The organism is Nevskia soli DSM 19509 (assembly GCF_000711955.1).
Classification (GTDB): domain Bacteria; phylum Pseudomonadota; class Gammaproteobacteria; order Nevskiales; family Nevskiaceae; genus Nevskia; species Nevskia soli.
Genome location: NZ_JONR01000047.1, coordinates 1 through 24,982 on the forward strand (window position 1 = coordinate 1; position 24,982 = coordinate 24,982).

At 64.2% G+C, this 24,982-nt stretch carries 20 protein-coding genes; 10 read left to right on the forward strand and 10 right to left on the reverse strand.

Annotated features, from left to right (window positions below):
• The 3 genes from BP26_RS28835 to BP26_RS0119715 all read right to left on the reverse strand — a co-directional run.
• The coding region (locus tag BP26_RS28835) for a GFA family protein (protein ID WP_211254988.1) at positions 1-209 on the reverse strand (209 nt) is incomplete at its 3' end.
• A 1,397-nt stretch (positions 210-1,606) separates the two neighbouring features.
• Positions 1,607-2,023, reverse strand: a complete 417-nt coding sequence (locus BP26_RS28840; protein WP_084183255.1) for a zinc-ribbon domain containing protein — start codon at positions 2,021-2,023, stop codon at positions 1,607-1,609.
• 348 nt (positions 2,024-2,371) lie between these two features.
• The gene (locus BP26_RS0119715) at positions 2,372-3,397 is read right to left on the reverse strand and encodes an AraC family transcriptional regulator (protein WP_029922279.1); all 1,026 of its coding nucleotides are present in this window, start codon (positions 3,395-3,397) and stop codon (positions 2,372-2,374) included.
• A 94-nt stretch (positions 3,398-3,491) separates the two neighbouring features.
• Between BP26_RS0119715 and BP26_RS0119720 the strand changes: the two genes are divergently transcribed.
• Positions 3,492-4,370 (forward strand): sterol desaturase family protein, encoded by an 879-nt coding sequence (locus BP26_RS0119720; RefSeq protein WP_211254989.1) that lies wholly within the window; start codon positions 3,492-3,494, stop codon positions 4,368-4,370.
• Positions 4,371-4,542: 172 nt separating this feature from the next.
• Here the strand turns inward: BP26_RS0119720 and BP26_RS0119725 are convergent, their stop codons facing one another.
• Positions 4,543-5,748: a hydroxymethylglutaryl-CoA reductase gene (locus BP26_RS0119725; protein WP_029922281.1), complete on the reverse strand. Its 1,206-nt coding sequence runs from the start codon at positions 5,746-5,748 to the stop codon at positions 4,543-4,545.
• Between the two features lie 492 nt (positions 5,749-6,240).
• Here BP26_RS0119725 and BP26_RS0119730 point away from each other — a divergent pair, with 492 nt between their 5' ends.
• A complete protein-coding gene (locus tag BP26_RS0119730) occupies positions 6,241-7,770 on the forward strand; it encodes a cellulase family glycosylhydrolase (protein ID WP_051749199.1) in 1,530 nt (509 codons plus the stop codon).
• Positions 7,771-7,910: 140 nt separating this feature from the next.
• Here BP26_RS0119730 and BP26_RS0119735 read toward each other — a convergent pair whose 3' ends face one another.
• Entirely contained in the window at positions 7,911-8,468 is a 558-nt protein-coding gene (locus BP26_RS0119735) for a TetR/AcrR family transcriptional regulator (RefSeq protein ID WP_029922283.1), read from the reverse strand.
• A gap of 348 nt (positions 8,469-8,816) precedes the next feature.
• Positions 8,817-10,361 (reverse strand): DHA2 family efflux MFS transporter permease subunit, encoded by a 1,545-nt coding sequence (locus BP26_RS0119740; RefSeq protein WP_245611846.1) that lies wholly within the window; start codon positions 10,359-10,361, stop codon positions 8,817-8,819.
• A gap of 343 nt (positions 10,362-10,704) precedes the next feature.
• On the opposite strand from BP26_RS0119740, the gene BP26_RS0119745 reads away from it, so the two are divergent.
• The 3 genes from BP26_RS0119745 to BP26_RS0119755 all read left to right on the forward strand — a co-directional run bounded on the left by BP26_RS0119745 (position 10,705) and on the right by BP26_RS0119755 (position 13,047).
• Positions 10,705-11,292: a type II secretion system protein GspG gene (locus BP26_RS0119745; protein WP_029922285.1), complete on the forward strand. Its 588-nt coding sequence runs from the start codon at positions 10,705-10,707 to the stop codon at positions 11,290-11,292.
• Positions 11,293-11,445: 153 nt separating this feature from the next.
• On the forward strand, positions 11,446-11,970 hold the full coding sequence (locus tag BP26_RS0119750) for a DUF4262 domain-containing protein (RefSeq protein WP_051749200.1): 525 nt from the start codon (positions 11,446-11,448) through the stop codon (positions 11,968-11,970).
• A 495-nt stretch (positions 11,971-12,465) separates the two neighbouring features.
• Entirely contained in the window at positions 12,466-13,047 is a 582-nt protein-coding gene (locus BP26_RS0119755) for a CDP-alcohol phosphatidyltransferase family protein (protein ID WP_029922287.1), read from the forward strand.
• Between the two features lie 93 nt (positions 13,048-13,140).
• Here the strand turns inward: BP26_RS0119755 and BP26_RS0119760 are convergent, their stop codons facing one another.
• Positions 13,141-13,773, reverse strand: a complete 633-nt coding sequence (locus tag BP26_RS0119760) for a LysE/ArgO family amino acid transporter (RefSeq protein ID WP_029922288.1) — start codon at positions 13,771-13,773, stop codon at positions 13,141-13,143.
• Between the two features lie 223 nt (positions 13,774-13,996).
• Here BP26_RS0119760 and BP26_RS0119765 point away from each other — a divergent pair, with 223 nt between their 5' ends.
• From BP26_RS0119765 to BP26_RS0119780, 4 genes are all read left to right on the forward strand, one after another.
• Positions 13,997-14,905 carry a LysR substrate-binding domain-containing protein gene (locus BP26_RS0119765; RefSeq protein ID WP_036517450.1) on the forward strand — a complete coding sequence of 303 codons (909 nt, stop codon included), beginning with the start codon at positions 13,997-13,999 and terminating at the stop codon, positions 14,903-14,905.
• Between the two features lie 102 nt (positions 14,906-15,007).
• Positions 15,008-15,475, forward strand: a complete 468-nt coding sequence (locus BP26_RS0119770; RefSeq protein WP_029922290.1) for a hotdog fold domain-containing protein — start codon at positions 15,008-15,010, stop codon at positions 15,473-15,475.
• Positions 15,476-15,483: 8 nt separating this feature from the next.
• Positions 15,484-16,374, forward strand: coding sequence for an alpha/beta fold hydrolase (locus BP26_RS0119775; RefSeq protein ID WP_051749201.1), 891 nt, complete (start codon positions 15,484-15,486; stop codon positions 16,372-16,374).
• Between the two features lie 57 nt (positions 16,375-16,431).
• Entirely contained in the window at positions 16,432-18,675 is a 2,244-nt protein-coding gene (locus tag BP26_RS0119780) for an FUSC family protein (RefSeq protein ID WP_084183260.1), read from the forward strand.
• 151 nt (positions 18,676-18,826) lie between these two features.
• Here the strand turns inward: BP26_RS0119780 and BP26_RS0119785 are convergent, their stop codons facing one another.
• Both BP26_RS0119785 and BP26_RS26910 read right to left on the reverse strand, forming a co-directional pair.
• Entirely contained in the window at positions 18,827-20,299 is a 1,473-nt protein-coding gene (locus BP26_RS0119785) for a cellulase family glycosylhydrolase (protein ID WP_169740749.1), read from the reverse strand.
• Between the two features lie 163 nt (positions 20,300-20,462).
• A complete protein-coding gene (locus tag BP26_RS26910) occupies positions 20,463-23,291 on the reverse strand; it encodes a protease pro-enzyme activation domain-containing protein (RefSeq protein ID WP_169740750.1) in 2,829 nt (942 codons plus the stop codon).
• A gap of 352 nt (positions 23,292-23,643) precedes the next feature.
• Here BP26_RS26910 and BP26_RS0119795 point away from each other — a divergent pair, with 352 nt between their 5' ends.
• Positions 23,644-24,090, forward strand: coding sequence for an SRPBCC domain-containing protein (locus BP26_RS0119795; RefSeq protein WP_029922295.1), 447 nt, complete (start codon positions 23,644-23,646; stop codon positions 24,088-24,090).
• Positions 24,091-24,111: 21 nt separating this feature from the next.
• On the opposite strand, the gene BP26_RS0119800 is transcribed toward BP26_RS0119795, so the two are convergent.
• Entirely contained in the window at positions 24,112-24,966 is an 855-nt protein-coding gene (locus BP26_RS0119800; RefSeq protein WP_084183262.1) for a class I SAM-dependent methyltransferase, read from the reverse strand.
• Positions 24,967-24,982 lie beyond the last annotated feature (16 nt).

Below are 24,982 nucleotides of genomic sequence, written 5' to 3' on the forward strand. Positions count from 1 at the left end.
TGCTGCGTCGACGGCAGCGTGAACTGCGTAGCTTTCTCCTGTCCAGAGAGCCATCTCAAGGCGGCTTTGGCAGTGAATAAATTTGCGGCGTGCGCCGAACCCGTATCTTTGCGGCAGTATTCGCAATGACACAGGTAGAAGCGTTCAAAGTCTCCGTCGATTTCAAACCTGACAGCCGCACAAAGGCAAGAACCGGAATGCTTGGTCACGTAGCGTGCTCCTCTGTCGCCCTACGCTGAATGAACCACATCGGCTGGAATCGCATTTGCGGTTCAACAGGCCTCCACTCTACTTCTGAGCCGATCCAGATTTCCAACTCCAGTGGCTGCCGCATTTGGCTGCTCGGGAGCGGTCGTTTACCAAGGGCGGCTTCGGGCCGACTGCTGCCGATTCGATGAGCGGGGTGTCTCCTGCCATCCTGCATTCATGCCACCCCATTGACAATAAGATCATAGAGGTGACGCTGCTCGGGGTCATACTTGGCGTTGAAATAGCACGCACCTCCATCGTCCACTTCAAGCCATTGCTGAGCTAGGTCTCGCTGCCCGGTTCCCCAGTCGTTGCAGAAAGCATTGACATAAATAACTTTTCACCCGAGTGCCGTGCTGCGACCTTGATATTGAAATCTGTAGTCGGACCATTTTGCAATCGTTCCGCGATTCTTTGCCGCAGAGGGAAGCTGCAATCGTAGTGCTGCTTCGGCATCGCTAAGCTGCTCCGCTGTGGGATGCCACCTTCCCCCGGAGACCTCAATCCAGGTCGCTGCCTGTGCTGCCGCGAACACCGGCAGGGAAAAAGCGAGAATGGCTGCTATAGCACGCATTCAGATGGCACTCCTAAAGCTGCCGGTCGGTTATGACCACAATGGGCCGGACGAGGACGCTGAGCTTCAATGCCCGGATCTACCTTACGAGTTCTAACTGATGCCGTCAGGTTGAACACTGGGTGGATCCACTATGCAAACACCCCTACATGGGCGGGTACGGAATAGGGTAGGAGTGATAGGGACGGCTGTTTCATTACACCTAAAAGTGGGATAGAAGAGCAGAAAATCTGCTGGAATCTGAGACAGTTCTATTAGCCTCAATCCGAGTCGCCGTTGTACAGACTCCGCATTAATCAATGGTGATACGAATCTTTGTGTTGGCGCGTCTGGCCAGCCCACTCCTCCTTTGGAGGCAACTTCTAGCTCGCGGATTGGCATGCGAATGAGTCCGTCCGGGACAATGCACTCAAAGTCCCCCTCCACTTCGACGCGGGCGCCAGGCGCAAGCATCAATGCAACGGAAAAATATATTGCCTTCGTAACATGCGATGGCGATAGCAGGATCATATGACTTCCGCCACCGAGCGCGACCGTAACCCCGCCGAGCTCAGTTTTTCCAGAATCGAATGAAAATAGCTGCCTCCTGGCTGAGGTGTCGCGCTGCAGTTGGTTCTTCAGCTCATCTATTTCTTCGAACATGCGCACTAGCCTACCCGAAAGCTGCCGGTCACGACCGGCTGCTCAGGACCGGCTGCTGCTGATTGTAGCGCCATGCCTGGCGTGCCAGCCACGGTCTTCGGCCTCTGAAAGTCGCCGCCGAAAGCAGCCAGATAGGCGGCGTTACGCCGAGAGCAGCTTCTTCAGCATGTTCTTCTTGGCGATGTCCGGCTTATAGGGCACGTACTCCTCGAGCTGTACCAGTAGCTCCAACCAGCGCTTCAGAAAGTCACTATCGCGCTGGAGTCGCTTCTTTGACGTTACCCATTCGGACTCACAGTTTTCTAGCAATGCACGAATTTTGTTCGATTCGGACCAGCAGGCGCCGCACAGAATGCGTCGTTGATCAACACTCGCTTTCTTCACTTCAAACGTGTACTTCTGATCCTCTGCCGTAAAGACGCTTGGCGCTTTGCATCGCCAGCAGACGTAATCAATGTCGGTATACTCGCGCTTGTAGTGATAGGAAATAGAGTGTTTGCTCTTCTCCGACCAATGCCCCGGATCAGCTGGAACTGATGACTTAACACGCTCGTCCACGGATGTAGCCCCTCAAGTCGCTCAATGCCCCGATATTAAGGCTGATCAATTTGCGGTGTCAGGACCGTCCCTTCATGGCCGGCCGGAGGGGGCTGGTGACATCCATGATCAGCCGGAACGGCCTGAAATCATCTGATCGGCGAGCTTGTGGCGCCGACAAGATTTGGCGGCAGGTCGATCCAGGGCGCCTCACTCCCACCCTATGATGCCTGGCGTGCATCCGAATCCCTCCCTTGATACAGATTGCTGAGCGATTCACTCGTGACATTCGGAAAGGCAATTCGTGCAATGCGATTCATGGGAGCCGACGAGCCTATCCGCTGTTCCGGACCAGATCCTTCGTTGCGCTCAAGATGACAAAGATCTGCGGCGCCAGGCATTCGGCGATTGGCCGGTCCAGCGGCGGAAGGAGCGGCTGAAGGCGCTTTGCTCGGAGAAGCCGAGCAGTTGGGCAATTTCCGCCAGGCGCAGGCGCGGGTCGCGCAGGTAGTCCTCGGCAAGGCGCTGGCGAGTACGTTCGCGCAGGCCGCGGAAATTGCAGCCTTCCTTTTCCAGGCGGCGATGCAGGGTGCGCGGCGTGGTGTGCAGGGCCGCTGCGACCCGCTCGAGGGTCGGCTCGCCTTCGCGGCTCTGGGTGGCGATGCAGCGGCATACGGCCTGCTCGATGCTGTCGCCGGACGGCAATTCACCGAGCAGGGCGTCGGCCTGTTGTTGCAGCAGGGCCAGTAGCGCGGCGTCGGGCTGGCGCAGGGGCAAAGCGAGCAAGCGCTGGGGGAAGCGCACCACGGTGTGCGGCTGTTCGAACTTCACCGGACAACCGAAATGATCGCGGTAGGGTTTCAGGCTGGCGGGCGCGGCGTTGACGAAGCACACCTCCTCGGGCGGAAAGGCATGGCCGGTGAGATCGCGTGCCATCTGCACCAGGGCGGCGATGGCGGTTTCGTCGGCGAGGGCACCGGGACGGCCCTGTTCCACGCCCCACTCCAGCACCACCGAGGTCTTCTCGAGGCGGTAGCGCATCGGGTTGACGTCGTAGATCAGGCGCTGGTACTGCTGCAGGCGCTGCAGGGCGGCGCCGAGGTTGCCGCAGGCCAACAGGACGTAGCCGATGACGCCGAAGTGGGCGGGCGTGATGCTGCGGCCCAGATGCAGGCCGAGGAGCGGGTCACCAAGCCGGGCCGCGGCCTTTTCCAGCAGTAGCCGCCAGCGTTCCACCGGGTAGCGGCCGAGGCCGCGGTCCACGGCTTCGGGCGGCGGTTCCTTCAGCAGCTTCTTCGCATCGAGGCCTTGGTGCTCCAGGTATTCGTAGAGCAGGCGCACGTAGGTGCTGGGCACTACGCCCTGTGCCGCAACCGCCGTTGCGCTTCTGGCCATGGCGAGAAGTGTCAAAAATTTGTCCGGCGCAGTCAATCCCCGGACGCCCGCTCCGGCCAACAATGCCAGGGTCGAAAATCCTGGAGGACGGGCGATGATGGAGTGGATGCTGGGCTTGCAGGCCCTGGTGGGCCAGAACGCGGACTGGAAGCAGCTGATGCTGACGGCGATGACGCCGCTGTTCCTGCTCGGCTTCGTGGCGGAGTGGCTGGCGATGCGCCGGCGCGGCAGCCTGGGGCAGTTCCAGTGGAAGGACATCCTGGCCAACCTGAGCCTGGGCGCGGCCTACCAGGTATTCGAGCTGGGCGCCTATGCCCTGGTCACCGGTGCGGCGGCGCTATGGTTCTACGGGCACCGCATCTGGACCATTCCGGCGAATGCCTGGACCATCCTGCCGATCTTCGTCGGCGTGGAGTTCTGCTACTACTGGTTTCACCGCACCAGCCACCGCGTGCGCTGGTTCTGGAGCGCGCACGTGGTGCACCACTCCGGCGAGCGCATGAACATGACCACGGCGATGCGGCAGAGCCTGCTCTACTCGGTCACCGGCTGGTGGCTGTTCTTCATGCCGCTGGTGCTGCTGGGGGTGCATCCGGCGGTGGTGTTCTTCCTGTATGCCTGCGACCTGACTTACCAGTTCTTCATCCATACGGAGAGCGTGGGCAGGTTGCCGCCCTGGGTGGAATTCATCTTCGATACGCCGAGCAATCACCGGGTGCACCATGGGCGCAATCCGCAGTACATCGACAAGAACTATGGCGGGGTGCTGATCGTGTTCGACCGGCTGTTCGGGACTTATGAGGCGGAAGCGGAGCGGGTGGATTACGGGGTGGTGCGACAGGTGCGGTCGTACAACCTGTTCACGCTGAACTTCCATGAGTTCTTTGCGATGTGGCGGGAGGTGTTGCGGCCGGGGCCGCTGTGGTTGCGGCTGAAGCATTTGTGGGCGGGGCCGGAGTGGGTGAGGGAGTAACGTTGCGGGCTGCGAGAAGCTGTGCGACCAAGGTCAGTTCATCCGAAGCCCACGTTCACCGATGCCTGGCTTCGCTTCCGCGGGAATGACGAAGGAGGATGGGTCCGTGTATGGCCCCTCGATACACCCGCTACGCGGGCACTCGGGGCGAACGGAGGTTTTCCGAGGACCTCTAAGGCCGATTGCGCCCTAGCTGATCATGGCTTGAGACCCAGTCGCCGTGCAGCACGGCGCTGCTCAGGGAGGTTTCGCCGGCCAGCACGGTGGCGGCGCAGATCTCGGCGAACTTGTTGGCTTTGCCCTGGCCGTAGCAGCCGAGCATTTCCAGACATTCGCGCTGGGTGGCGAGGCCGGTGCCGCCGCCGTAGGTGGCGACGATGAGCGAGGTGAGGGTGATGGACCAGTAGTAGTCGCCGTTGTCGAGCAGCTGGGCGTAGGTGACGGCGGCGTGGGATTCGGCGACGTTGGCCACGTCCTGGCCGGTGGCGATGAACAGGGCGGTGATGCCGTTGGCGGAATGTGCGCCGTTGTTGGCGGAGCCGGCCATGAAGGCGCCGGCCTGGGAGATCTGGCGGGCCTGGAACAGGTCACGGCCGGTGACGCCCATGATGCGCTTGAGGATCTCGTCCTTGAGCACCACCTCGGCCACGACGCGCTTGCCGCGGGTCAGGAGGGTGTTGATCTGGGAGTGCTTCTTGTCGGTGTCGATGTTGCCGGAGAGCAGGAAGTTGGGATGGTCCGGGTGGTTGAGCTGGATCCACTGGCAGGCGGCTAATGTGGCCTTGCCGACCATGTTCTGGCCGGCGGCGTCGCCGGTGCTGTAGTTGAAGCGCAGGTAGCGCAGCGGGCCGATGGCGTACTGACCGATGTGCGACAGCTTGCCGACGCGGGTGGTGGTTTCGGCGGCGGCCTTGATGCCTTCGAAATTGGCCGTGACCCAGTGGCCGAATTCGCGCGCCTGGAGGGCGTCGTCGAACTTGAATACCGGCGAGCGCTGCATGAAAGACTCGACCACCGTGGTCTTCACCCCGCCCGACTCGCTGAGCAGGCGCATGCCGCGGTTGTAGCTGGCGACGAGGGTACCCTCGGTGGTGGCCATGGGCACGTAGAAATCGCCCTGGGCGTGTTCGCCGTTGATGCGGACGGGGCCGGCGATGCCGATCGGCACCTGGGCCACGCCGGTGAAGTTCTCGATGTTGCCGGGCAGCACGGCGGGATCGAAGGAGTAGCGGCCGACGTGTTCCAGCGTAACGCCGGTCTGCGCCTGGACGAAGTCGCGGCGCGCGGTGGCAGCTCCGGGGGCATAGTCATTGTCCTTGCTGCGTGGGACCTTGCGCGGTGCCGCGGTCGTCGATTGGGGCTTCGATTCGTTATTCATGTGGGCTCTCTCCTCCGCCCGAACTTACCCCGTCCATCGCCATCGCGCCATGTCGCCGGAGACAGCGGGCCGGGGAGGTTCGGGGATTGTTTCAGAGACGGGAGCTTCGTCGCGCTCCTGCGTCAGACACTCGAGCGATCGGTTTTCGTGATCCGCGCCAGCTCATTGCAAGATCATTTTCAGGGCAATTTTGCGCGGCGGGGGCGAATGCGGTGAAGTGGCCGCTTGTCACAATCGGAGGCGGCGGATCGCAAGCCTTGCGTGAAAGCATCAGCGGAATTTTGGCGCGATCCTCGCAAGCGCTTGAATAAAAAAGCCGCGATGAATTGTGACAACGGTACCCGCTGGTTTGTGACAGTCGATTGTGACAATTCCCTGCGTAGACCGTTGATCCCGTTGAACGAAACGTTTGGCTTTCACAATTCAAATGACCCAAAATAAGTCATTAAGCTGTCACAAAGTGATGATAGCTCGCGCTCCTTAGGAACCTCGTTGAAACGTTTCCGTCTGCTCTTTTCCACTGCCGTGATCACAAGCCTCGTCGTCTGGGGCTGCACGCGTTCTCCCGGGATCGAGACCGCGGACGCGCAGGAGCGCGTGCTGGCGACGAACGTCAGCGTGCCTTCGGCCCATCACCAGCTGCGGCGCAACGGCGGCTGGCTGGTGGATGAGCAGGGGCGCGTGGTGATCCTGCACGGCGTCAACGCGGTGTGGAAACAGGCGCCTTACGTGGCGCCGGACTCGGTGGATGGCTTCACCGCCGCCGATGCCGACTGGCTGGCGGCGCACGGCTTCAACGCGGTGCGCGTGGGCGTGCTGTTCGCCGGCGTGATGCCGCAGCCGCACATGGTGGATTCTTCCTACCTGGACAAGATCGACCGCATCGTGCAGCTGCTCGCCGCCCGCGACATCTACATCCTGCTGGATTTCCACCAGGACCTGTACAACGAGCGCTACCAGGGCGAGGGCTTCCCCGACTGGGCGACGCAGCCGAGCCGCTTCGACAGCGTGGCCAAGGTGGGCTTTCCGCTCAACTATTTCACGCCTTCGACCAGCCAGGCCTTCGACCGTTTCTGGGACAACGCCGACGGCATCCAGGACGATTACCGCGACGCCTGGACGGCGGTGGCGGCGCGCTGGGCGGCACAGGATCACCTGATGGGCTACGACGTGATCAACGAGCCCTGGCCGGGCAGCAGCTGGCCGTTCTGCGCCGACCCGCAGGGCTGCTCGCGCTTCGAGAACGACAAACTGCAGGCGATGTACGAAAAGGTGCTGGCGGGCATCCGCAGCGCCGATCAGGACAATATCGTGTGGCTGGAGCCGCAGATCCTGTTCGACTTCGGCGTGGCCTCGCATCTGGGCGAGCGCGCCATCGCGGACAGCCAGCTGGGCCTGTCCTGGCATGACTACTGTCTGCCGGAGACGCTGCTGCAGGCCGCCGGCCTGAAGAAGCTGCCGGCCTGCGGGCCGTTGGAACAGCGGGTCTTCAGCAATGCGCGTGTGACCAGCCAGCGCCTGGGCGCGGCCTCGCTGCTGAGCGAGTTCGGCGCCAGTGACGACCTGCTCGACACCGGGCGCGTGGCCGATCTCGCCGACCACAATCTCACCGGCTGGATGGTCTGGTCCTACAAGAACTGGGGCGACCCCACGACGCAGGCGCAGGGCAGCGGGGCGCAGAGCCTCTTCACCCAGGACTCTGACCTGGGTTCGGCCAAACAGGCCAAGCTGGCGCTGCTGGAGCGGCCCTACCCGCAGGCGATTGCGGGGACGCCGCAGGGCTTTGGCTATGACGTGGACAGCAATACGTTCGAGCTGAGCTATTCGACGGTACTGCCGAGCGGGAGCAGCGCGGTGGCCGGGGCGGTGACGGAGATTTATGTGCCTGCTTTGCACTACCCGGCTGGGTACAGCGTACAGGTGCAGGGTGGGCGTGTGGTGTCGGCGGTTGGGGCGGCGCGGCTGGAGGTAGTTGCTGATGCCGGGGCGGAAGTGGTGACGGTTACAGTTACGGCGCCCTAGCGGCGAGTGCGGCTGGTCCCTCCCTCGATACGCACCGCAGGCGACGCTACTCGGGACATTCGGAAAAGCGCACTGTGGTGCGCGATTCACTCGGGACGAACGGAGGGAGCCGCGAAGCCCGGAATTACAACCTTAAAAGCTCAAATCGACTCGCGTGCGGCTTCCAGGATTTCCTCGGACAGGCCTTTTGAGCGCACGGCCCTGGACAGCAACAGGGCGCCGACCATGGTGGAGAACATGGCGATGGCCTTGTCCCGGGCGTCGGTGCGGGCGCCGGAATATTCCTCCAGCATGGCCAGCATGGTTTCCAGCTTATCCTCGAACACCGCCTTGGTGGCGGGCGTCAGGCGGGCGACGTCCGCCCCGAGGGAAGCCACGGCGCAACCTTTTTCCGGGTTGTCGCGGTGTTTTGCACTGAGATAGGACGCAGCGATGGCCTGGCGGGCGTTGTTTTTGGGGGCTTCTTCGCCGGCTGCACGCAAACGGGCGATGGTCTGATCCAAAGCGGTGCCCAGCGATTCCGCCACCAGGGCTTCCTTGGAATCGAAGTGGGCGTAGAAGCCGCCGTGCGTCAGGCCAACGGACTTCATCAGGTCGGCGACGCCGATGCCATTGACGCCGGCGCCGCGCAGCAGCTCGGCGGCGCTGGCGACGATGCGGGCGTGGGTTTCTTCCTTGCGGCTGTCCGGGTAACGCATGACGGGTTCCTGCTGAATATGACTATCGTCATATTAACTGCTGCGGATGCCTCTGGCTATATCGACAAGGGGGAGGTACGGCGGAGGAAGCGAGAGTCCCGCCCCTCCTGGGAGGGGCGGGAACGTGGGGACAAACCGCTTCAAGCGTGCTGTTACCGCTTACAGCTCAGCGTCCTCTGTCACCAGTGAATCTTGCCCGGCGCCCTGCGGCGACGGGCGGGAATTAAAAAGGTGGACTTACTGCCGCCACGCGCCTGGGAACGCAGGGACGGCACGCCACCAAACAAGTCGGCTCGCAGGAGGAGGAGTGCGTACAGCAGCCGACAGCAGACAACACAGTAGACATTCCTAGTGACTGTCAGCGCTGGAGGCGGCGGTAGGCAGCATCCGGCGGCTGAAAGGCAGGACCGTCAGCGCCAGCAGGAACAGGCTTGCCAGGACCAGGAAGGAGTCGGCATAGGTCATGCTCAGGGCCTCCTTGCTTATCAACTGGTTCAGCACGCTCATGGCCATCTGCTGTTGCTCGGCGGTGTCTGACGTGAGTACTTGCATTTGCCGTGCCAACCCGGCCAGGACCGGGTCCACATTGGGGTTGGCGGATGTGACGGTTTCCACAATCCGGGTGTAGTGCAGGTGGAAGCGGTGGTTGATGACCGTGTTGCTGGCGGCGATGCCGATGGCGCCGCCGAGGTTGCGCATCAGGTTGGACAGGCCGCTGGCGGACTTGAGCCACTGCGGCGGCATGGCGCCCAGGGCCATGTTGGTGGCCGGGACGATGCAGAACATCATGGCGAAGCCGCGCATGGCCTGCGGCCAGAACAGCTCGTCCTTGCCCCATTGCGAATTCAGATAGCTGATCGAGTACAGGGACAGGGCGAACAGCAGGAAGCCGAACAGGATCATGTGGCGCGGGTCCATGCGCCGCGACAGGCCGGCGGCGAACGGGGTAGCCAGCACCTGGGCGATGCCGGTAATGAAGACGGCCTTGCCGATGTCCAGGCTGCGGTAGTCCTGCACGCTGGCCAGGTATTGCGGGATCAGGTAGATGGAGCTGAAGACGCCGATGCCGAGCACGAACTGGAACAGGCAGCCCATGGCGAAGCGGGTGTTGCGGAAGATGCGCAGGTCCACTACCGGGCGCGGGTGGGTGAGGCTGTTGTAGAAGAAGAACAGGGCCGAGGTGGCTGAGGCCGCCGCGACCCAGCAATTGGTGGTGTCCTCGAACCAGTCCCAGCGCGGCCCCTCTTCCAGCACGTATTCCAGCCCGCCGAGGAACATGGCCAGCAGCGGGATGCCCCAGGGATCGAAACCGCGCAGGACGGAAGGATCGGCCTCGTCGACGCGGGCGTAGATCGGCACCAGGATGGTGATGAGCAGGCCGGGCACGATGTTGATGAAGAACAGCCAGTGCCAGGACAGCACATCGGTGATCCAGCCGCCCAGCGTCGGCCCCAGCGTGGGCGCCAGGGTGGCGACGATACCGAGGATGGCCGGGATCAGCGCCTGCTTCTTGCCCTGGAACAGCACGAAGCCGGTGGCGAACACGGTGGGCACCATGGCGCCGCCGACGAAGCCCTGCACCGCGCGACAGGCGATCATCACGTTGAGGTTCCAGGCGAAACCGCAGGCGATGCTGGACAGAGTGAAGGCCGCCGCCGACACGGTGAACAGCCAGCGGGTGGAGAAGGCGCGGCTGAGGAAGGCGGAGAGCGGAATCATCACGATTTCCGCGATGAGGTAGCTGGTCTGTACCCAGGAGCCCTCGTCCGCGCCGGCCGAGAGACCGGATTCGATCTCCGGCAGCGAGGCGGCGACGATCTGCACATCGAGCAGGGACATGAACATGCCCAGGGCCATGACGGCGAAGACCAGGAGCTTGGTCTTTTCGGACATTGCGGCTACCGGGTTTGGGGTCATGGGAATTTGTTGTTGGCCTTTATATTATATTCATAATATTATAATCGTAATGGGAATGTCGATGGCGGGAGGAGCTAGCAAGAGCCGAGGTCAGCATTACAAAGATTGGGGATACGGGTGCATCGCAGGCTTGAAGGTATCGGCAGCCTGTATGAACCGAGACCGGTTCTCAGTCCCGCTTTACTTGTTATGGATAGTCCGACCCACTACGATCGAACTATAGGAAAATTAGGGGCCTATATGGGCATTTTCGGTAAATCGCCAGACTGCATATGCGGGCGTCGGCGTCCGTTTACTTGTTATTAGAAAACTCGAACACATGACCACCATTCGCGACACAAACCCGGGGAAGCTCGGCACTTTACCGTACGTGATTGGAAGCGTGTCTTTCATCCCTCTTTTCGGTGTGCTGTTTGGAATCGTCGCCGTTGTCTGGGGTTTGAGCACCAAAAGGCCTGGCGGGAAGTGGCTTGCGGCCATCGGCGCGGGAGGAATCAGCTTCACATTCTTTATTTATGGAGGCCTGTTCTATCTTGGGACTGTGCAGCGTGGTGGCGCTTTCGACGAGCTTCGCGTAAAGCTGACTCAGTCCGCCATCAATTCACTGGTTCCGTCGATTGAACTCTACAAGATCCAGAATGGAAGGTACCCCGATTCCCTTGAGGTGCTTCAACAATCGATGCCGAAGGATAGCTTTGCAGCAATGTTTGTTACTGATCCTAGCGTCATGGTACCCGAGGAAAAGCCGAGATATTTTTTCTATGAAAAGGTCGGCGAAGACCACTATTACCTGAGAGGTTTAGGTCCGGACGGAAAGCCATTCACTACGGATGATGTCGTTCCTCAGATTTCATCAAACCCCGATAGCAAGCTTGGATTGCTTATCGAAAAGCAAGCAGGTTCCTGATCCGCGCTGCAATTGCTTCTTAGGATGCAATGAACGAAGTGAATTGCACCGCTGATACAGATGCCAACGATGCAATTCGCAAAAGGCGCTCATTGCATCTTATATTACGATCTTGCACGAACGAAGATTAATGCCCATTTATGGAAGCCCACCATGCTCAGCAATTTTGTTTGGCGCACTCCTGACGACAGCAGCGACCGGAAACTCCTTGCGGACGTCAAGGAGTACGGCTGGCATATCGTAGAAGTCTTCGATAACGTGCCCTCCGACAGGCCGCGGCCGTCCTTCTGTTTCTCGGTGGGCTTGTTCCTAAACCATGAGCATCCTGAAATCGTCTTGATGGGCTTGCCAGGCATGGCCGTCGGACGAATCATCAACCAGGTTGGCGCCTTCATACGCGATGGTGGACGGATCATCCCGGAGAAACGCTACAACGATTTCATCCCCGGGCGCGAAGTGATTTTCCGGCCGATAGACGACAGCCAATATGGGGAATATCTGGGAACCGCCCTGTGGTTTTATCGAAGCCTGCTTCCGAAATCATTCCCGGCGCTGCAACTGGTATGGCCCGACAAGTCCGGTGTTTTTCCATGGGAAGACGGTTTTGCTCAGGAATACTCTTCTCTGCAACATGCGCTTTGGAACAAGGCGAGTAGTACTTCAGCAGAGTGGGACTGATACGGCGCCGGGAACACTGAGCGCGCATTCCTGAAGCCCACCTTGTTGCACCCGGACCACGTCAGCACAAAGGGCTTATCAAATGTTCTGTCCAAAATGCGCTGACAGACTCGAGTTGATCAACGACGAACTCACGTGTGTCCGAGGCAACATGGTGCTCTCGAAGAGTATGGCGAGCCGGTTGACTGAGTGTTACGTAGCCAAGTCCCGTTATCCCAAGGAATCCTCATCGTCGATTCGATGGGGCGGAAATTGGTACTGTCCCGGGTGCGGCGTCAAGGCCGAAGAAAAGGAAGGTGCTGTACGCTGCCCTCGATGCACGCTGTGCATGAATGAGTTCCTCCATCAACTTGTCGAACTTCATCCTCACGCGTAGCGCTTACAGTCCGAGTGTTATGAGCAGCCCGGATGAAGTGCAACGGAATCCGGGGCTTCAAAAGCTGCCCACCCCGCGCTACTGGCATTTTCCTTTCGCCTGCGGCATCATAATGAACAATGTTCATTATATCGCGCGAAGCCATTCCGCTATCACTGACGGTGCTGCGTCTGATTCTGGCCCCAGTGATGCTCGCGCTGGCTGCCTTCGCGCCCTCGCCCGCCGGCTTCGCCGTCTGCCTGATCGCCGCGCTGCTCAGCGATATCTTCGACGGGGTCATCGCGCGCCGTCTGGGTGTGGCCACGCCTGGCCTGCGGCGGCTGGACAGCATTGCCGATACGCTGTTCTACGCCGCCTGCATCGGCGCGCTGTGGCTGCTGTATCCGCGCACGCTTGCGGCCCATGCGGCGCCGCTGCTGGTGCTGCTCGGGCTGGAACTGCTGCGTTATGGCTTCGACCTGCTCAAGTTCGGCCGCGAAGCGAGCTACCACATGTGGAGTTCAAAACTGTGGGGGCTATTGCTGTTCCTGGCCTTTTTCTCGCTGCTGGTGCTGGGGCGCGACGGGTGGCTGGTGGATGCGGCGATTGTTGCCGGCATTGTGGCGGATCTTGAAGGGCTGTTGATTTCCGCGCTGCTGCCGCGCTGGCGAAGCGATGTGCCAAGCATGTTTCATGCTGGCCGCATCAGGCGTGCCGGATAACGGCGCGCGTAACCCGGATGAAGTGAAACGGAATCCGGGGAGTTCGGCGCAGCCCCGGATTCCGTTTCACTTCATCCGGGCTACTTCAATACTTCAACTGGCGAAGCGGCCGATCAGCAGGGAGGCGGCGATGGCCCACATGGTGGCGGCGATGGCACCGTCGAGCACGCGCCAGGCCAGCGGGCGGGCGAACAGGGGGGCCAGGTAACGCGCGCCGTAGCCGAGGGAGAAGAACCAGGTGAACGAGGCGGTGACGGCGCCGAGGCCGAACCACCAGCGCAGTTCCGGCGGCTGTTGCGCGCCGATGGAGCCGAGCAGCACCACGGTGTCGAGATAGACGTGTGGGTTGAGCAGGCTGAAGGCCAGGGCGGTGCCGATTGCGGCGGACGCGGTGGAGGGGGCATCGGCGCCGGCGCGGTCGATGGTCATGGCCTGCGGATGGAAGGCGCGGCGCGCGGCCTTGATGCCGTACCAGCCGAGGAACAGGGCGCCACCCAGCGCGGCCACTTGCAGCAGGATGGGTGAAGCCTGCACCAGGGCGCCCATTCCGGAGAGGCCGGCGGCGATCAGGGTGGCATCGACGCAGGCGCAGACCAGGACGGTGGGCAGGACCTGGCAGCGCAGGATGCCGAGGCGCAGGACGTGGGCGTTCTGCGGGCCGATGGCGATGATCAGGCCGGCGCCGGTGAGGAGGCCGGTGATGAGGGCTTGCAAGAGTTGGTTCAAGGTGATCCCAATACCACTTCTGGAGTAAACGAATGCGTCATGCCGGCGCAAGCCGGCATCCAGGATTCGGGGTACGCACTGCGTCGCTCTGGATACCGGCTTGCGCCGGTATGACGTCGTTGCCTTTTTGAGTAGCTGTGCGGCCATGCCCGGCGCCGGGCGCGGCCAGTGGCCCTTGCCGTCCCGCCATGCCACCATGATAAATGCATTCCTTGGCTTCCTCATGAAACTACGCCGCCTCCCTCCCCTGCACGCGCTCGAAGCCTTCGAGGTGGCGGCGCGCGAGCTGTCGTTCCGCAAGGCGGCGGAGGCGCTGCACCTGACGCCTTCGGCGGTGAGCCACCAGATCAAGGGCCTGGAGGATTTTCTCGGCTTTGCGCTGTTCCGCCGCATGAACCGTTCGCTGGAACTGACCGAGGGCGGGCGCGATTATCTGCGGGTGACGCAGGACAGCCTGGACAGCCTGCGCGAGGGCAGCCAGCAGACACGGCAGCGTTACGGCCGCCATACCACGCTGAAGATCAGCGCCGGGCCGTTCATCGCCAGCGAGATCATCGTGCCGGCGCTGCCCTCGTTCCAGCAGGAATACCCGCACATCGACCTGAGCATCGAGACCACGCTGCACCCGGTGGACCTGCGGCGCGAGGACATCGATATCGCGCTGCGCTTCGGCAGCGGGCGCTGGCCCGGCGCCACCGCCCGGCATCTGCTGACGGTGAAGGCGGTGCCGGTGTGCTCGCCGGCGCTGGCGAAGAAGCTGCGCCGGGTCACGCCGCAGGACATCGGCGAGATCAGCCTGATCCATTCGACGCCGCTGCCGGAAGGCTGGGCGATGTGGGCGGAGCTGTCCGGCGCCAAGCTGGGCAAGCCGAAGGGCGATCTGTGGCTGGACAGTTACTTCGCCATCCTGCGCGCGGCCGAGCAGGGTGTGGGGCTGGCGCTGGGGATGGTGCCGATCGTCAATCCCTGGTTGCGGCAGAAGCGCGTGGTGATGCCCTGGCCGAAGCTGCAGATGGAAATCCCGCAGGGTTATTACCTGGTGCACCGGCCGGCGGACGAGAACCGGGTGGAAGTGCAGGCGTTCTGCAACTGGCTGTTCGAGTTGCTGAATGCGGAGACTGCGGAGGTCTGAGATCGGCTGAAGCAGCTTCACCCGAAGGCCGGCGCAATTTCGTTTGCCTGGCGCGGCGGCGGACCCTACCTTGGCGGGATTCGCCCACTCCCTGCATTCCCCATGGCTACACCGGCTCAGCTGTTCCAGTCCATCTCGCGCTACCCGATGGGCGCGCGCCTGTTCTCGCTGGCCGTGACGCGGCGCGCGCCCTACTTCGCCTCGATCTCGCCGCTGGTGCGCGAGCTGCGACCGGGGCGCTGCGAGGTGCTGGTGCGCAACCGGCGCGCGGTGCACAACCATATCGGCACGGTGCATGCCATCGCCATGTGCAATATGTGCGAGCTTGCCGGCGGGCTGATGATCGACTCCAGCCTGCCGCGCGGACTGCGCTGGATTCCCAAGGGGATGACGGTGCGCTATCTGAAGAAGGCGGAAACCGATCTGAGCGCGCTGGCGGAGGCCGCATTGGACTTTCCGCCGGATTTCCGCGGCGACGTGGTGTTGCCGGTGCAGGTGCGCGACAGCGCGGGACAGGTGGTGATGGAGGCGGACATCACCATGTATGTCTCGCCGAAGAAGTCCGGCTAGGGCCTCCTGTGAACGGCACCTGGCTTGATACGGTGGTCACGCCCTGGCGGCGCGCCCGGGTGCATCGCGGGCCGGGGTCGCGCACGCGGGGCGACCTGCATTTCATGCATCTGCCTGGCGCCAGCATCCGCTACCGGCTGGCCGGTACGGGGGCGCGCACCATCGTCTTCTGCGCCGATCCGCCGGTGACGCTGGAGCTGTATGACGAGTTGATCGCCGGACTTGCCGCGGATTTCCGCGTGGTGGTGTTCGAGCTGCCGGCCTTCGGCTTATCGCTGCCGCGGCTGGGTCTGGACTTCGGGCTGGAGGCAATGGCCGGGGTGATCCGCGAATTTCTGGAGCGGCTGGCGCTTGGGCCTTATGTGCTGGCGTTTCCCTGCGTGCCGGCCTACTCCGCGTTATGGTTGGCGGGGCATCATCCGGAACTGGTGAACGGCCTGGTGTTGATGCAGGCGCCGGACTGGCAGCAGGAACTGCACTGGAAGCATGGGCGCGATCCGAAGAACGTTCTCGGGCGGCCTTACCTCGGGCAGATCCTGCTGCGGCTGTTGCGGCGCAAGCGTGCCGAGATGTGGTATCGCCTGGCGCTGGGGCGGCGCGAACTGCTGGAGCATTTCACGCAGACCACGCAATGCGCCTTCGATCATGGCGGCAGCTTCAGCCTGGCTTCGGCTTTCCAGCGTCATCTGAACGGACCTGAACCGGCGTTCGGCGTGATCCATCAGCCGGCGCTGGTGGTGTGGGGTGAGGCGGACCGCTCGCACCCGGATACGGACAGGGCCTCGATCCGCCGCTATCTGCCGCGGGCGCGCATGGTCAGCATTGCGGAGGCCGGGCATTTCCCGGAGCTGGAAACGCCGCGGCGTTTTGCGGCAGAGGTGCGGGCGCAGTTCGGTTGAGGGTACGTCCGGCGCAGGAGGACTTAAACTGGGCGGGTCCGCCACAACCCCGCCGCCATGCCCTTCCCGCCTCATCACCAGGCACCCCGACACGTTGCCATCGCCGCGATGCTGCTGTCGCGGCTCAACCGGCTGGTACCGCTGGACCTGGGCGCGATCAACCTGATGGCGGGAGTGCGCGCGGCCTTCGCCTGCGCGGTGCCGGTGCTGGTGGGCGAGCTGAGCGGCAACAATCACCTGAGCTGGGTGGCCATCGCGGCGTTCTGGGGCTGCCTGTCGGATACCGGCGGTGCCTGGAGCGACCGGCTGGCGGCGATGGGGGCTTTCACGGCCATCGCGGCGGTGGGCTGCTTCATCGCCACGCTGGTCGATCCGTATGCCTGGCAGGCGGTGGTTTTCACCTTCGCCTGGTGCTTCCTGTGCAGCCTGGCGCGGGTCTACGGCAATGCTGCGGCCACCGTGGGGCTGCTGCTCAACAGTGCCGTGCTGGTGACGCTGGGCGTGCCGGCTGGCGGGCTGGACGAGGCCTTGCAGCTGGGCGGGCTGACCATCGTCGGCGGCCTGTGGTCGATGCTGCTGGCGCTGGTGCTGTGGCGCCTGCAACCGTATGGGCCGGCGCGCAAGGCGGTGAGGCGTTGCTGGCTGTCGGTGGCGGAATATGCCGCCGCGCTGTCGCAGCAGCTCGGCGCGCATGCCGGCGGCGCGCGCTGGAGCACGGTGGCCAGCGCACGGCGCCGCGCCAGCCGCGAGGCGATCGAGAACGCGCGCGAAGTGATCGTGGCCACACGCCGCACGCGCGCGGGCATGACCGGTCCGATGCAGCATCTGCTGGCGTTGCTGGCCGATGCGGACCAGGCCTATGCCGGACTGATCGGGTTGAACGAGTTGCTGGAAGCGGCGAGCGTGGAGACCGCCGACGGCGGTGCGCGCCGCATCATGCGCGTGCTGGTGGGGCGGCTGGCACAGCGCGCCGAGGCGCTGGCCCAAACCCTGGAAGGCGAGAAAGCCGCACAGCAGCCGGAGCTGAAGGCCCTGGCGGAGAAGCTGCGCGGCCGCATCGCCGCCAGCGGACGGCAACATGAATACGCCTACGCCATCGAGCTGCTGCACCAGGTGTCGCGCTGGATCGATGCCGCCTTCGAGAACCTGAACCAGCCGCAGACGCGGCAGACGCACCTGACTTCGATGGTGGAGCAGGCGGTGGCGCGGCGGCTGCGCTTCTCGGAAATCTTCGGCACGCTGCGCGCCAACCTGAACTTCGGCTCGGTCGCCTTCCGCCACGCGCTGCGGCTGGCGCTCACCGCCGCCACGGCGGTGCTGGCGACGCGGGTGTTCGACATCGAGCGCGGCTACTGGATCAGTATCACGGCGATCGTGGTGCTGCAGCCTTACATGGTGGAGACCTGGCGGCGCACTTTCGACCGCATCGCCGGCAGTGTATTGGGCGGGTTGATCGCGGCGTGGCTGATGCAGGTGGTGGCGACGCCGCTGCAAATGGCGCTGCTGATCTTCCCGATCAGCGTATTCGCCTTCACCTTGCGCACTGTCAACTACGCGCTGTTCATGCTGTGCATGACGCCGCTGGTGGTGATGATCGCCGAGCTGTTCCAGACCGGCGGCATTGGCGATGCGCAACTGGCCAGCCTGCGCGCGCTCGACAGTTTCCTTGGCGGTCTGCTCGGCCTGCTGGCCAGCTTCCTGCTGTGGCCGAGCTGGGAGGCGCCGCAGTTGCTGCGGCAGACGGCGGCGGCGGTGCGCGCGCACCGCGATTACCTGCTGGTGGTGCTGGGCGGCAAGCCCGATGCGAAGGACCAGGATATCGGCGCGGCGCGGCGCCAGGCCGGCCTGACCAGCAACAATGCCGAAGCCTCCCTGCAACGCGTGTTGAGCGAGACCCGACTGCTCAACCGCGCCGATGCCGAGCCGACGCTGATCATGCTGGCCTGCCTGCGCCGCATGGCGGGCGCCATCGTCACGCTGAGCCTGCTGCCGCAGTTCACGGCGGGTGCGCCGCCGCAGCCGGGCTTTGCGGTGATCCGGCGCTGGGCCGACGATGCGCTGTCGGACCTCGCGCAATCACTGGAGCGACGGCATGCGCCGGCCGAGCTGCCGGCGGTACCGGAACTGCTGGCCAGGGCTTCGAGCAAGGCGAATGCGGAACTGGTGCAGACGGCTTCCGAGGTGATTGCGTGGAACGAGTTGCTGCGCTTGCGGCGTCAGCTCGAAGTGCTGCATGAGGCGGTGGTGCGGCTGGCGCATCCGCCTCGGGCTGAGGGATCTGGGCAAAAGGTTGCTGTGTAACAGCCTGTCGGTGGCAAGTATCGTGCTTGGCCCCTCCCTCGATACGCGTCGCGAAGCGACGCTACTCGGGACAATCGGAAAGGCACACCGCGCTGCGCGCGGCACTCGGGGCGAACGGGCCTTTTTGTTACTTCAACAAGAAGCGTGGTGATCACTTCGCCGTCAGTGTCACCTTGACCGTCGTTGCACCCGCCGTGTTCTCCAGGGTCAGCAATGCCGCATTCGGCGCCGAGGTGACCTGGGCACCGCTGGCGGTGACGCTGTAGCCGTTCGGGTAGTGCACGGCGAGCGGCACGTAGATCTGGGTGGGGGCGCCGGCGGTGCGCGCGGTGTAGCTGTAGCTGAAGGCGCCGGTATCCGGATCGAAGGAGAGCGCGGTGGGGGTGCCGGCAGTGAACTGCGGATAGGTACGCTCCAGCACCTTGAGCTTGTCGGTCTTGACGGTGGTCAGATCCGCGTCGTCGGTGAACAGGCCTTGCGCGTTCGAGCCGGCCGAGGTGGTGGGGTCGTGCCAGTTCTTGTAGGCCCAGTACTGCCAGCCGAGCAGGTGCTGGTCGAACTCGGCGGTGGAGCGCGTGAGGTCGCTGATCAGGTCGGTGGCGCCGAACTCGGTGAGCAGGCGCGCGGCGCCGAGACGGTCGGAGCCGGCTTCGCCGACGTGCAGGACGTCGGCGTCGAGCAGGTCGCAGGTCAGGTTGTCGAGGCCCAGCAGGCTGAGCGAGGTGGTCGGGCAGTAGAGGTGCCAGGAGAAGCCGAGGTTGGCGTCGTTGACCGGGGTCTTGGCGCCGAGGTAGGTGGGCGCGCCGTAGCTGATCAGCACCAGCGGCTCGAACCAGACGAGGTTGTCCGGATCGTACTGGCGGATGCCGGAGAGCATGTACTGCTGCATGGCCTGGAGCTTGTTCTCGTCGAAGCCGGCGCAGCCCAGCGGCGGCAGGCAGGTGGCGAAGTTGGTGCCGGACCAGGGTTCGTTGATCAGCTCGTAGCCCATCAGGTAGGGCTGCCTGGCCCACTTGGCGGCCACGGCCTGCCAGGCGGCGCGGTAGTAGTCCCAGAGCTGGTTCTTGTTGTTCCAGAAGTTGTCGTAGGTGATCGAGGTGGCCGGCTGGAACAGGTTGCCGGGGAAGCCGGCATTGAACAGCAGGGGCACACCATCGTCGTACACGGCCCAGTCGGGGAAGCCTTCGCCGAAGAACTTCTCGTTGTACATGTCCTCGTGGAAATCCAGCAGGACCCAGATCTTGCGTGCAGCCAGTAGTTGTACGGCGCGGTCGATCTGTTCGAGATAGCCCGCATCCACCATCCCCTGCTGCGGCATGACGCCGGCGAACAACACGCCCAGGCGCACCGAGTTGAAGCCGTGGGCTTGCAGCCAGTCGGCATCGGCGGCGGTGAAGCCTTCGGCCGTATCCGGCGGCGCATAGGGCTTGAGCTTCCACACGGCGTTGACGCCGTGCAGGATGACCGTGCGGTTCTGGTCGTCGACCAGGAAGCTGCCGTCGCGGCGCAGCTGCGGTGCGGCAGCGGAGCCGCCGTTGTTGTCGGCCGCGCCGGAACCACCGCCGCAGGCGCTCAATACGGAACACAGCATTGCGGACGCAATGACCGAAAGCCCGAGCTTCATTGTCTTCCCTCGCCGGGCCATTGCATGGGATGGCCTCTATGACAGGAACGCTAGCCTCATCGCCAGTGGATTGCTTGACAGATGGCGACAGCGGCGAGGCGCCATGGAGCAGCGCCCATAAAAAAGGCCGCCCGGAGGCGGCCTTTCATCCGATCAGTCCGAATCAGGAACACATGGCCTTGAGCCGACGCCGGCGCAATGCCGCTGCCAGCAAGGGCAGCAACAAACCCGGTGCGACGGCACCACCACCGCCTCCACCACCACCGGAACTGCCGGAGGAGCTGGAGCCGCTGGAACTGGTGGAGGAGCCGCCCGAGGAGCTGCTCGACGAACTACTGGAAGAGCCGCCGGACGTGCCTGATGAAGAACCACCCGAACTACTCGAACTGCTGCTGCCGGTGGCGGCCGCGCAGGTGTCGTTGCCGACCACGGTGTAGGGATCCGGATCGCCGCCGGACACCACGGTGAGGCCTTCGCCCAGCGGCAGGGTGCCGGTGGGATCGTCGGGCACCGAGACGCGCACGCTGGTGGCGATGCCGCTCAGCTTGTCGCCGGTCTTGAGGCCGAGCTTGCTCTTGTCCAGCACCAGGGTGATGGTGCCGTCGGCGTTGTAGGCACTGGCAGCGTCGAGTGCGCCGGTGACGGTGAAGTCGCCCAGGCCGGCCACCGGAATGGCGCTATGGGTGCCGTAGTTGAACGCCGGCGCGGCGCCATCGGCGGAGACCATGGCGACGTAGTGCTCGTCGGTGTCTTCGGGGATGTTGAAGTAGGTGACCCAGCGGTACAGCGGCGGCACGGTCTTCAGGGACGGCACCTTGATGGTGAAGACCAGCTTGTTGGCCTGGTCGCCGGGCTCGCCGATGTAGCTGGCCTGGAAGTCGTCCGCGGAGGGGAACGGGTCGATGCCCTCGATGCCGCTGACGGCGCCCACCCCGACGACCTGCTGGCCGGGCGCGACGCAGGCCAGCGGCGTGCCGCTGACGGTGATGCCCTGCGTCACGGCCGGGCTGACCTGGCCCTGCGCGTTGCGCACGGTGAGGCTGGCGACGTAGGTGCCGGCATTGGCATAGGTATGCGCCGCGAAGGCCGGGGTGCTGGAGAAGGTGACCGGGCTACCGTCGCCGAAGTCGATGATGTAGTAGTTCAGGGCGAGCCCGGCGGGATCGCTGGAGCCGCCGGCATCGAAAGTCACGGCCAGCGGGGCCTTGCCGCTGCTGGTATCCGCCGTGAGTACGGCGGTAGGCGCGGCGGCGACGGTGCAGGCGCCGGCCGGCTTGGGCAGGGCGGCGTCGAGCTTGGTGATGTCGATGCTGCCGAAGCCGGTGGTGAAGTCCCAGCCGGGCGTGGTGGGATACAGGCCGTTGAAGCCAATGACGGTATCCCTGAAGCCGGTGGCGGTGGCGAAGGGCGCCTTGCTGCTGGCGAGCGCGTAGATCGCCGGGGCGGCGAAGCCGATGGTCTTGCCGTCCTGGTCGCAATGGCTGGTGATGTAGCGCGACCAGGTGCCCATCGCCAGGGGCGAGGACAGGCTGGTGCCGATCACGGCTTCGTGCTCGCCGCTGACCACGGTGTCCGCCGCCGAGTAGAACAGGGCAACGGCAACGTTGAAGCCGGCGTCCATGGCGATGTCCGGCACGCCGCGCAGGCCGAGCGCGGCAGTGGGCACGATGCCCTTCTGCCAGTCGGGGGCTTTCTCCAGCAGGCTGGTGCCGCCGCCCGTGGCGAGCCAGGCGATTTCGAGCGCGTAGTCGAAGCTGCTGTCGGTGAACAGGGAGGTGCCGCCGACCGCGACGACGTAGGGCGAGGCAGCGGGGTATTCGACGCTGATCAGGCCGGTGTCGGGCGTGCCGAGGTTGATCAGCAGGGAGCAGGCCGCGCCGGCGTCGCCGGCGGAGGCGAACCAGGTCTGGCCCTGGGCGACGGCGCGCATGAACAGCTGGTCGTCGGTGGCGGCGCTGCCGACGAGGATGTCGAGCGCTTCGCAGCCGCCGTAGGACATGTTGCCGATGCGGGCGACGGCGTCTTCGGCGAATTTGTCGTAGGCCATCGAGAGGCTGTCGCCGAGATCGGTGGCGTTGTAGAAGATCAGCTTGTTGACGTTGCCGGCGATGCCGGTGGAGGACTGGCTGTCCAGGTCCCATTCGCCGTCGCCGCTGGGATCCTGTGGGTCCGGCAGCGGGGCGACCTGGTTCACTTCGACCGGCACGTAAGGCAGGCCGTTGTCGCGCTCGGCCTGGCGCAGATCCGCGGTGACCTGGACCAGGTCGGAGCCGGCGGTGGAGATGGCGACGACGGTGTTGGAGCCTTCCGCCGTGGTGCCGGCGTCATAGGCCTTGCGGAACGCCGCGGGGGTGAAGCTGGCGTTGAGCGTGGGCGTGACGGCGGCGTTGGCGAGGGGAATCGAGGCCGGCAACTTGCCGCCGGAAGCGGGCGCCGAAGCCACCGGATAAACCTGGCTGATGGCGGCGGTCTTCTGGAAGGCGTTCTGCAGGCCGAGAACCGACAGCACCACGCCGCCGATGCTGTCCGGAACCTGTACGTCCTTCACCGGCGCGAACACGGTGCGGCCGGAAAGCGCGAACTGCTTGAGCGAGGTGTTGAAAGCCGCCTGCGCCACGGCGGCGGTACCATCGGCGGTGACCAGCATGCGACTGGGGGTGATCTGCACATTCTTGAAGCCGGCGCTGCTCAGGTAGGCGGCCACCGACTCCGCCTGGGCCACGGTCGGCGCGTAGCCGGCCTTGAACTGCGAGGGCGTCAGGTATTGACCGAACTGCGGGCTGCCGGCGGTGTGCAGATTGCTGAGCAGCGTCTGCAGCTGGCTCTGGTTCTGCAGCTTGAGACCGATGATGACATGCACCGGCTGGCTCGCCGGGACGGCGCTGCTGGCGACGGAGGACTTCAGCGTCAGGCCGTGGGTGGCCGTGCTGACCCAGGCGGCTTGCGCCATTGGCGCGGCGAGCGCAGCGGTGAACGGCAAGGAAAGCAACACCAGCCGCCGGAACGCGCCCGGACGGGATGTCGAAGAGAAAAGCCCCATTTTGTGCAGCTCCCATGAGCCCCGCCGGCCATCGTGGGTCCGGCTGTAGGCGGTGTAATAGTCAGGAAGGTCTGTCCCTGTACCTTGCGATACCAATATCCCCCACTTCGCAAGCTTCATTCCATTGGATGAAGATGGCTATTGGTAGAAATAGCCTATGAACGCCCCGGATCGGCGCATCCGCCCGGGACGTTTCAAGGAAAGCGGTCGATGGTGCTGTCTCGCCCCTTTGGCGTAGGACGTTGAGCCGGGGCCGGGCTAGGATGACCGTTGAGCGTCGCCGCGCTCATGTCCCGGACTCCACATGGCCTTTGTCATCGACGCTACGCTGGATATCGAAGCTCCCGCCGAAGTGGTGTGGAGCGTGATCACGGATTTTCCCCGCTACAACGAATGGAATCCGTTCCTGCGCGAATGCAGCACCACGCTCAAGCCGGGCGATCCGATCGATCTGCAGGTGCAGTTGTTCGCCTCGGGACCGCGGCCGCAGCGCGAGTGGATGCTGACGCACACACCGGGGAAGGAGTTCAGCTACAGCATGAAGCCGGCGCCTTTGGGCGCGCTGCACAGCCGGCGTTCGCACACGGTGACGGCGCTCGGGCCGGGGCGCTGCCGTTACCAGTCGCATTTCGAAATCGCCGGCTGGCTGCAGCCGCTGGTGCGCGGACTGCTCGGCGGCAAGCTGGAGCAGGGCTTTGCCGGGATGACGGCGGGGATCAAGAGTCGCGCCGAGGCTCTGCACAAGGCCTGAATGTTGCGAGGGCGGCGCGTTTCAGGTGCCGGCCTTGATCACCCTGACCAGAGCCGCGCCCTTGCGGTCGATCGCGCCTCCGGACATGGCCTGCGGCTGGGGCGCGATGAGTTGCGCCGTGGCGAAGCCGCTGCGGATCAAGGCGGCCTCCGCTTCGGCCACCGAGCCGAAGTGCAGATAGACACGGCCGCGCACGAAGCTGCCCAGCAGTTTGCCGAAGGTGCGCGTCGATGCGCCACGGTTGTCCGAAGCCAGGTGCAGGTCGGAGAAATAGGCGCCCGCCGGGAACCGTTTCAGCACGGTGGCGAAGCGCTGCCACATGCCCAGCATCGTGTCGGTATCGAAATAGTTGAGCAGGCCCTCGGTGATGATGGCCAGGCCCTGCTTCGGATCCAGCGACTGCGCCAGCGTCGCCAGCGACAGCGCACCGCCGTCGGCCAGCGCATCCAGTGCCACCACGCGGTGCCGCGGCGTCTCCAGGCCGGCGGCGGCGAGGCGTTCGCGCTTGCGTTGCGCCATGTGCGGCAGGTCGGCCTCGACGTACTGGATGCGGGTGCCGTAGCGTCTGGCGAAGTCCCAGCCGCGCGGCGACAGGCCTGCGGCGATCTCGACCACCTGCCCCACCGCGCCGCTGTCGATGGCGTGGCCGAGCAGGGCGTCGATGGCGCGGTGGCGCGCCAGCAGGAAGCCTTCGAGCGTCGGCCCACCGATGCCGCGCGAGCTGGCGTTGAGCGGGCGCAGCGCGTGGTACAGCGCGCGGCCTTGCGGCGTCACCAGCCCCGGATGGGACAGGCCGTGGCGATACCAGACATAGCCGGTGTAGTGCGCGGTGGGACTGATCGCGTCGGAGCCGCGCACCGGCAGGGAAATCTTCATGGCGGGAATCGGCCTC

Excerpts from the sequence above, each read along its gene's own strand:
- BP26_RS0119715 (WP_029922279.1), bottom strand. The coding sequence starts at position 3,397 with ATGGCCAGAAGCGCAACGGCGGTTGCGGCACAGGGCGTAGTGCCCAGC.
- BP26_RS0119720 (WP_211254989.1), top strand. The coding sequence starts at position 3,492 with ATGATGGAGTGGATGCTGGGCTTGCAGGCCCTGGTGGGCCAGAACGCG.
- BP26_RS0119725 (WP_029922281.1), bottom strand. The coding sequence starts at position 5,748 with ATGAATAACGAATCGAAGCCCCAATCGACGACCGCGGCACCGCGCAAG.
- BP26_RS0119735 (WP_029922283.1), bottom strand. The coding sequence starts at position 8,468 with ATGCGTTACCCGGACAGCCGCAAGGAAGAAACCCACGCCCGCATCGTC.
- BP26_RS0119740 (WP_245611846.1), bottom strand. The coding sequence starts at position 10,361 with ATGTCCGAAAAGACCAAGCTCCTGGTCTTCGCCGTCATGGCCCTGGGC.
- BP26_RS0119745 (WP_029922285.1), top strand. The coding sequence starts at position 10,705 with ATGACCACCATTCGCGACACAAACCCGGGGAAGCTCGGCACTTTACCG.
- BP26_RS0119750 (WP_051749200.1), top strand. The coding sequence starts at position 11,446 with ATGCTCAGCAATTTTGTTTGGCGCACTCCTGACGACAGCAGCGACCGG.
- BP26_RS0119755 (WP_029922287.1), top strand. The coding sequence starts at position 12,466 with ATGTTCATTATATCGCGCGAAGCCATTCCGCTATCACTGACGGTGCTG.
- BP26_RS0119765 (WP_036517450.1), top strand. The coding sequence starts at position 13,997 with ATGAAACTACGCCGCCTCCCTCCCCTGCACGCGCTCGAAGCCTTCGAG.
- BP26_RS0119770 (WP_029922290.1), top strand. The coding sequence starts at position 15,008 with ATGGCTACACCGGCTCAGCTGTTCCAGTCCATCTCGCGCTACCCGATG.
- BP26_RS0119780 (WP_084183260.1), top strand. The coding sequence starts at position 16,432 with ATGCCCTTCCCGCCTCATCACCAGGCACCCCGACACGTTGCCATCGCC.
- BP26_RS0119785 (WP_169740749.1), bottom strand. The coding sequence starts at position 20,299 with ATGAAGCTCGGGCTTTCGGTCATTGCGTCCGCAATGCTGTGTTCCGTA.
- BP26_RS0119795 (WP_029922295.1), top strand. The coding sequence starts at position 23,644 with ATGGCCTTTGTCATCGACGCTACGCTGGATATCGAAGCTCCCGCCGAA.
- BP26_RS0119800 (WP_084183262.1), bottom strand. The coding sequence starts at position 24,966 with ATGAAGATTTCCCTGCCGGTGCGCGGCTCCGACGCGATCAGTCCCACC.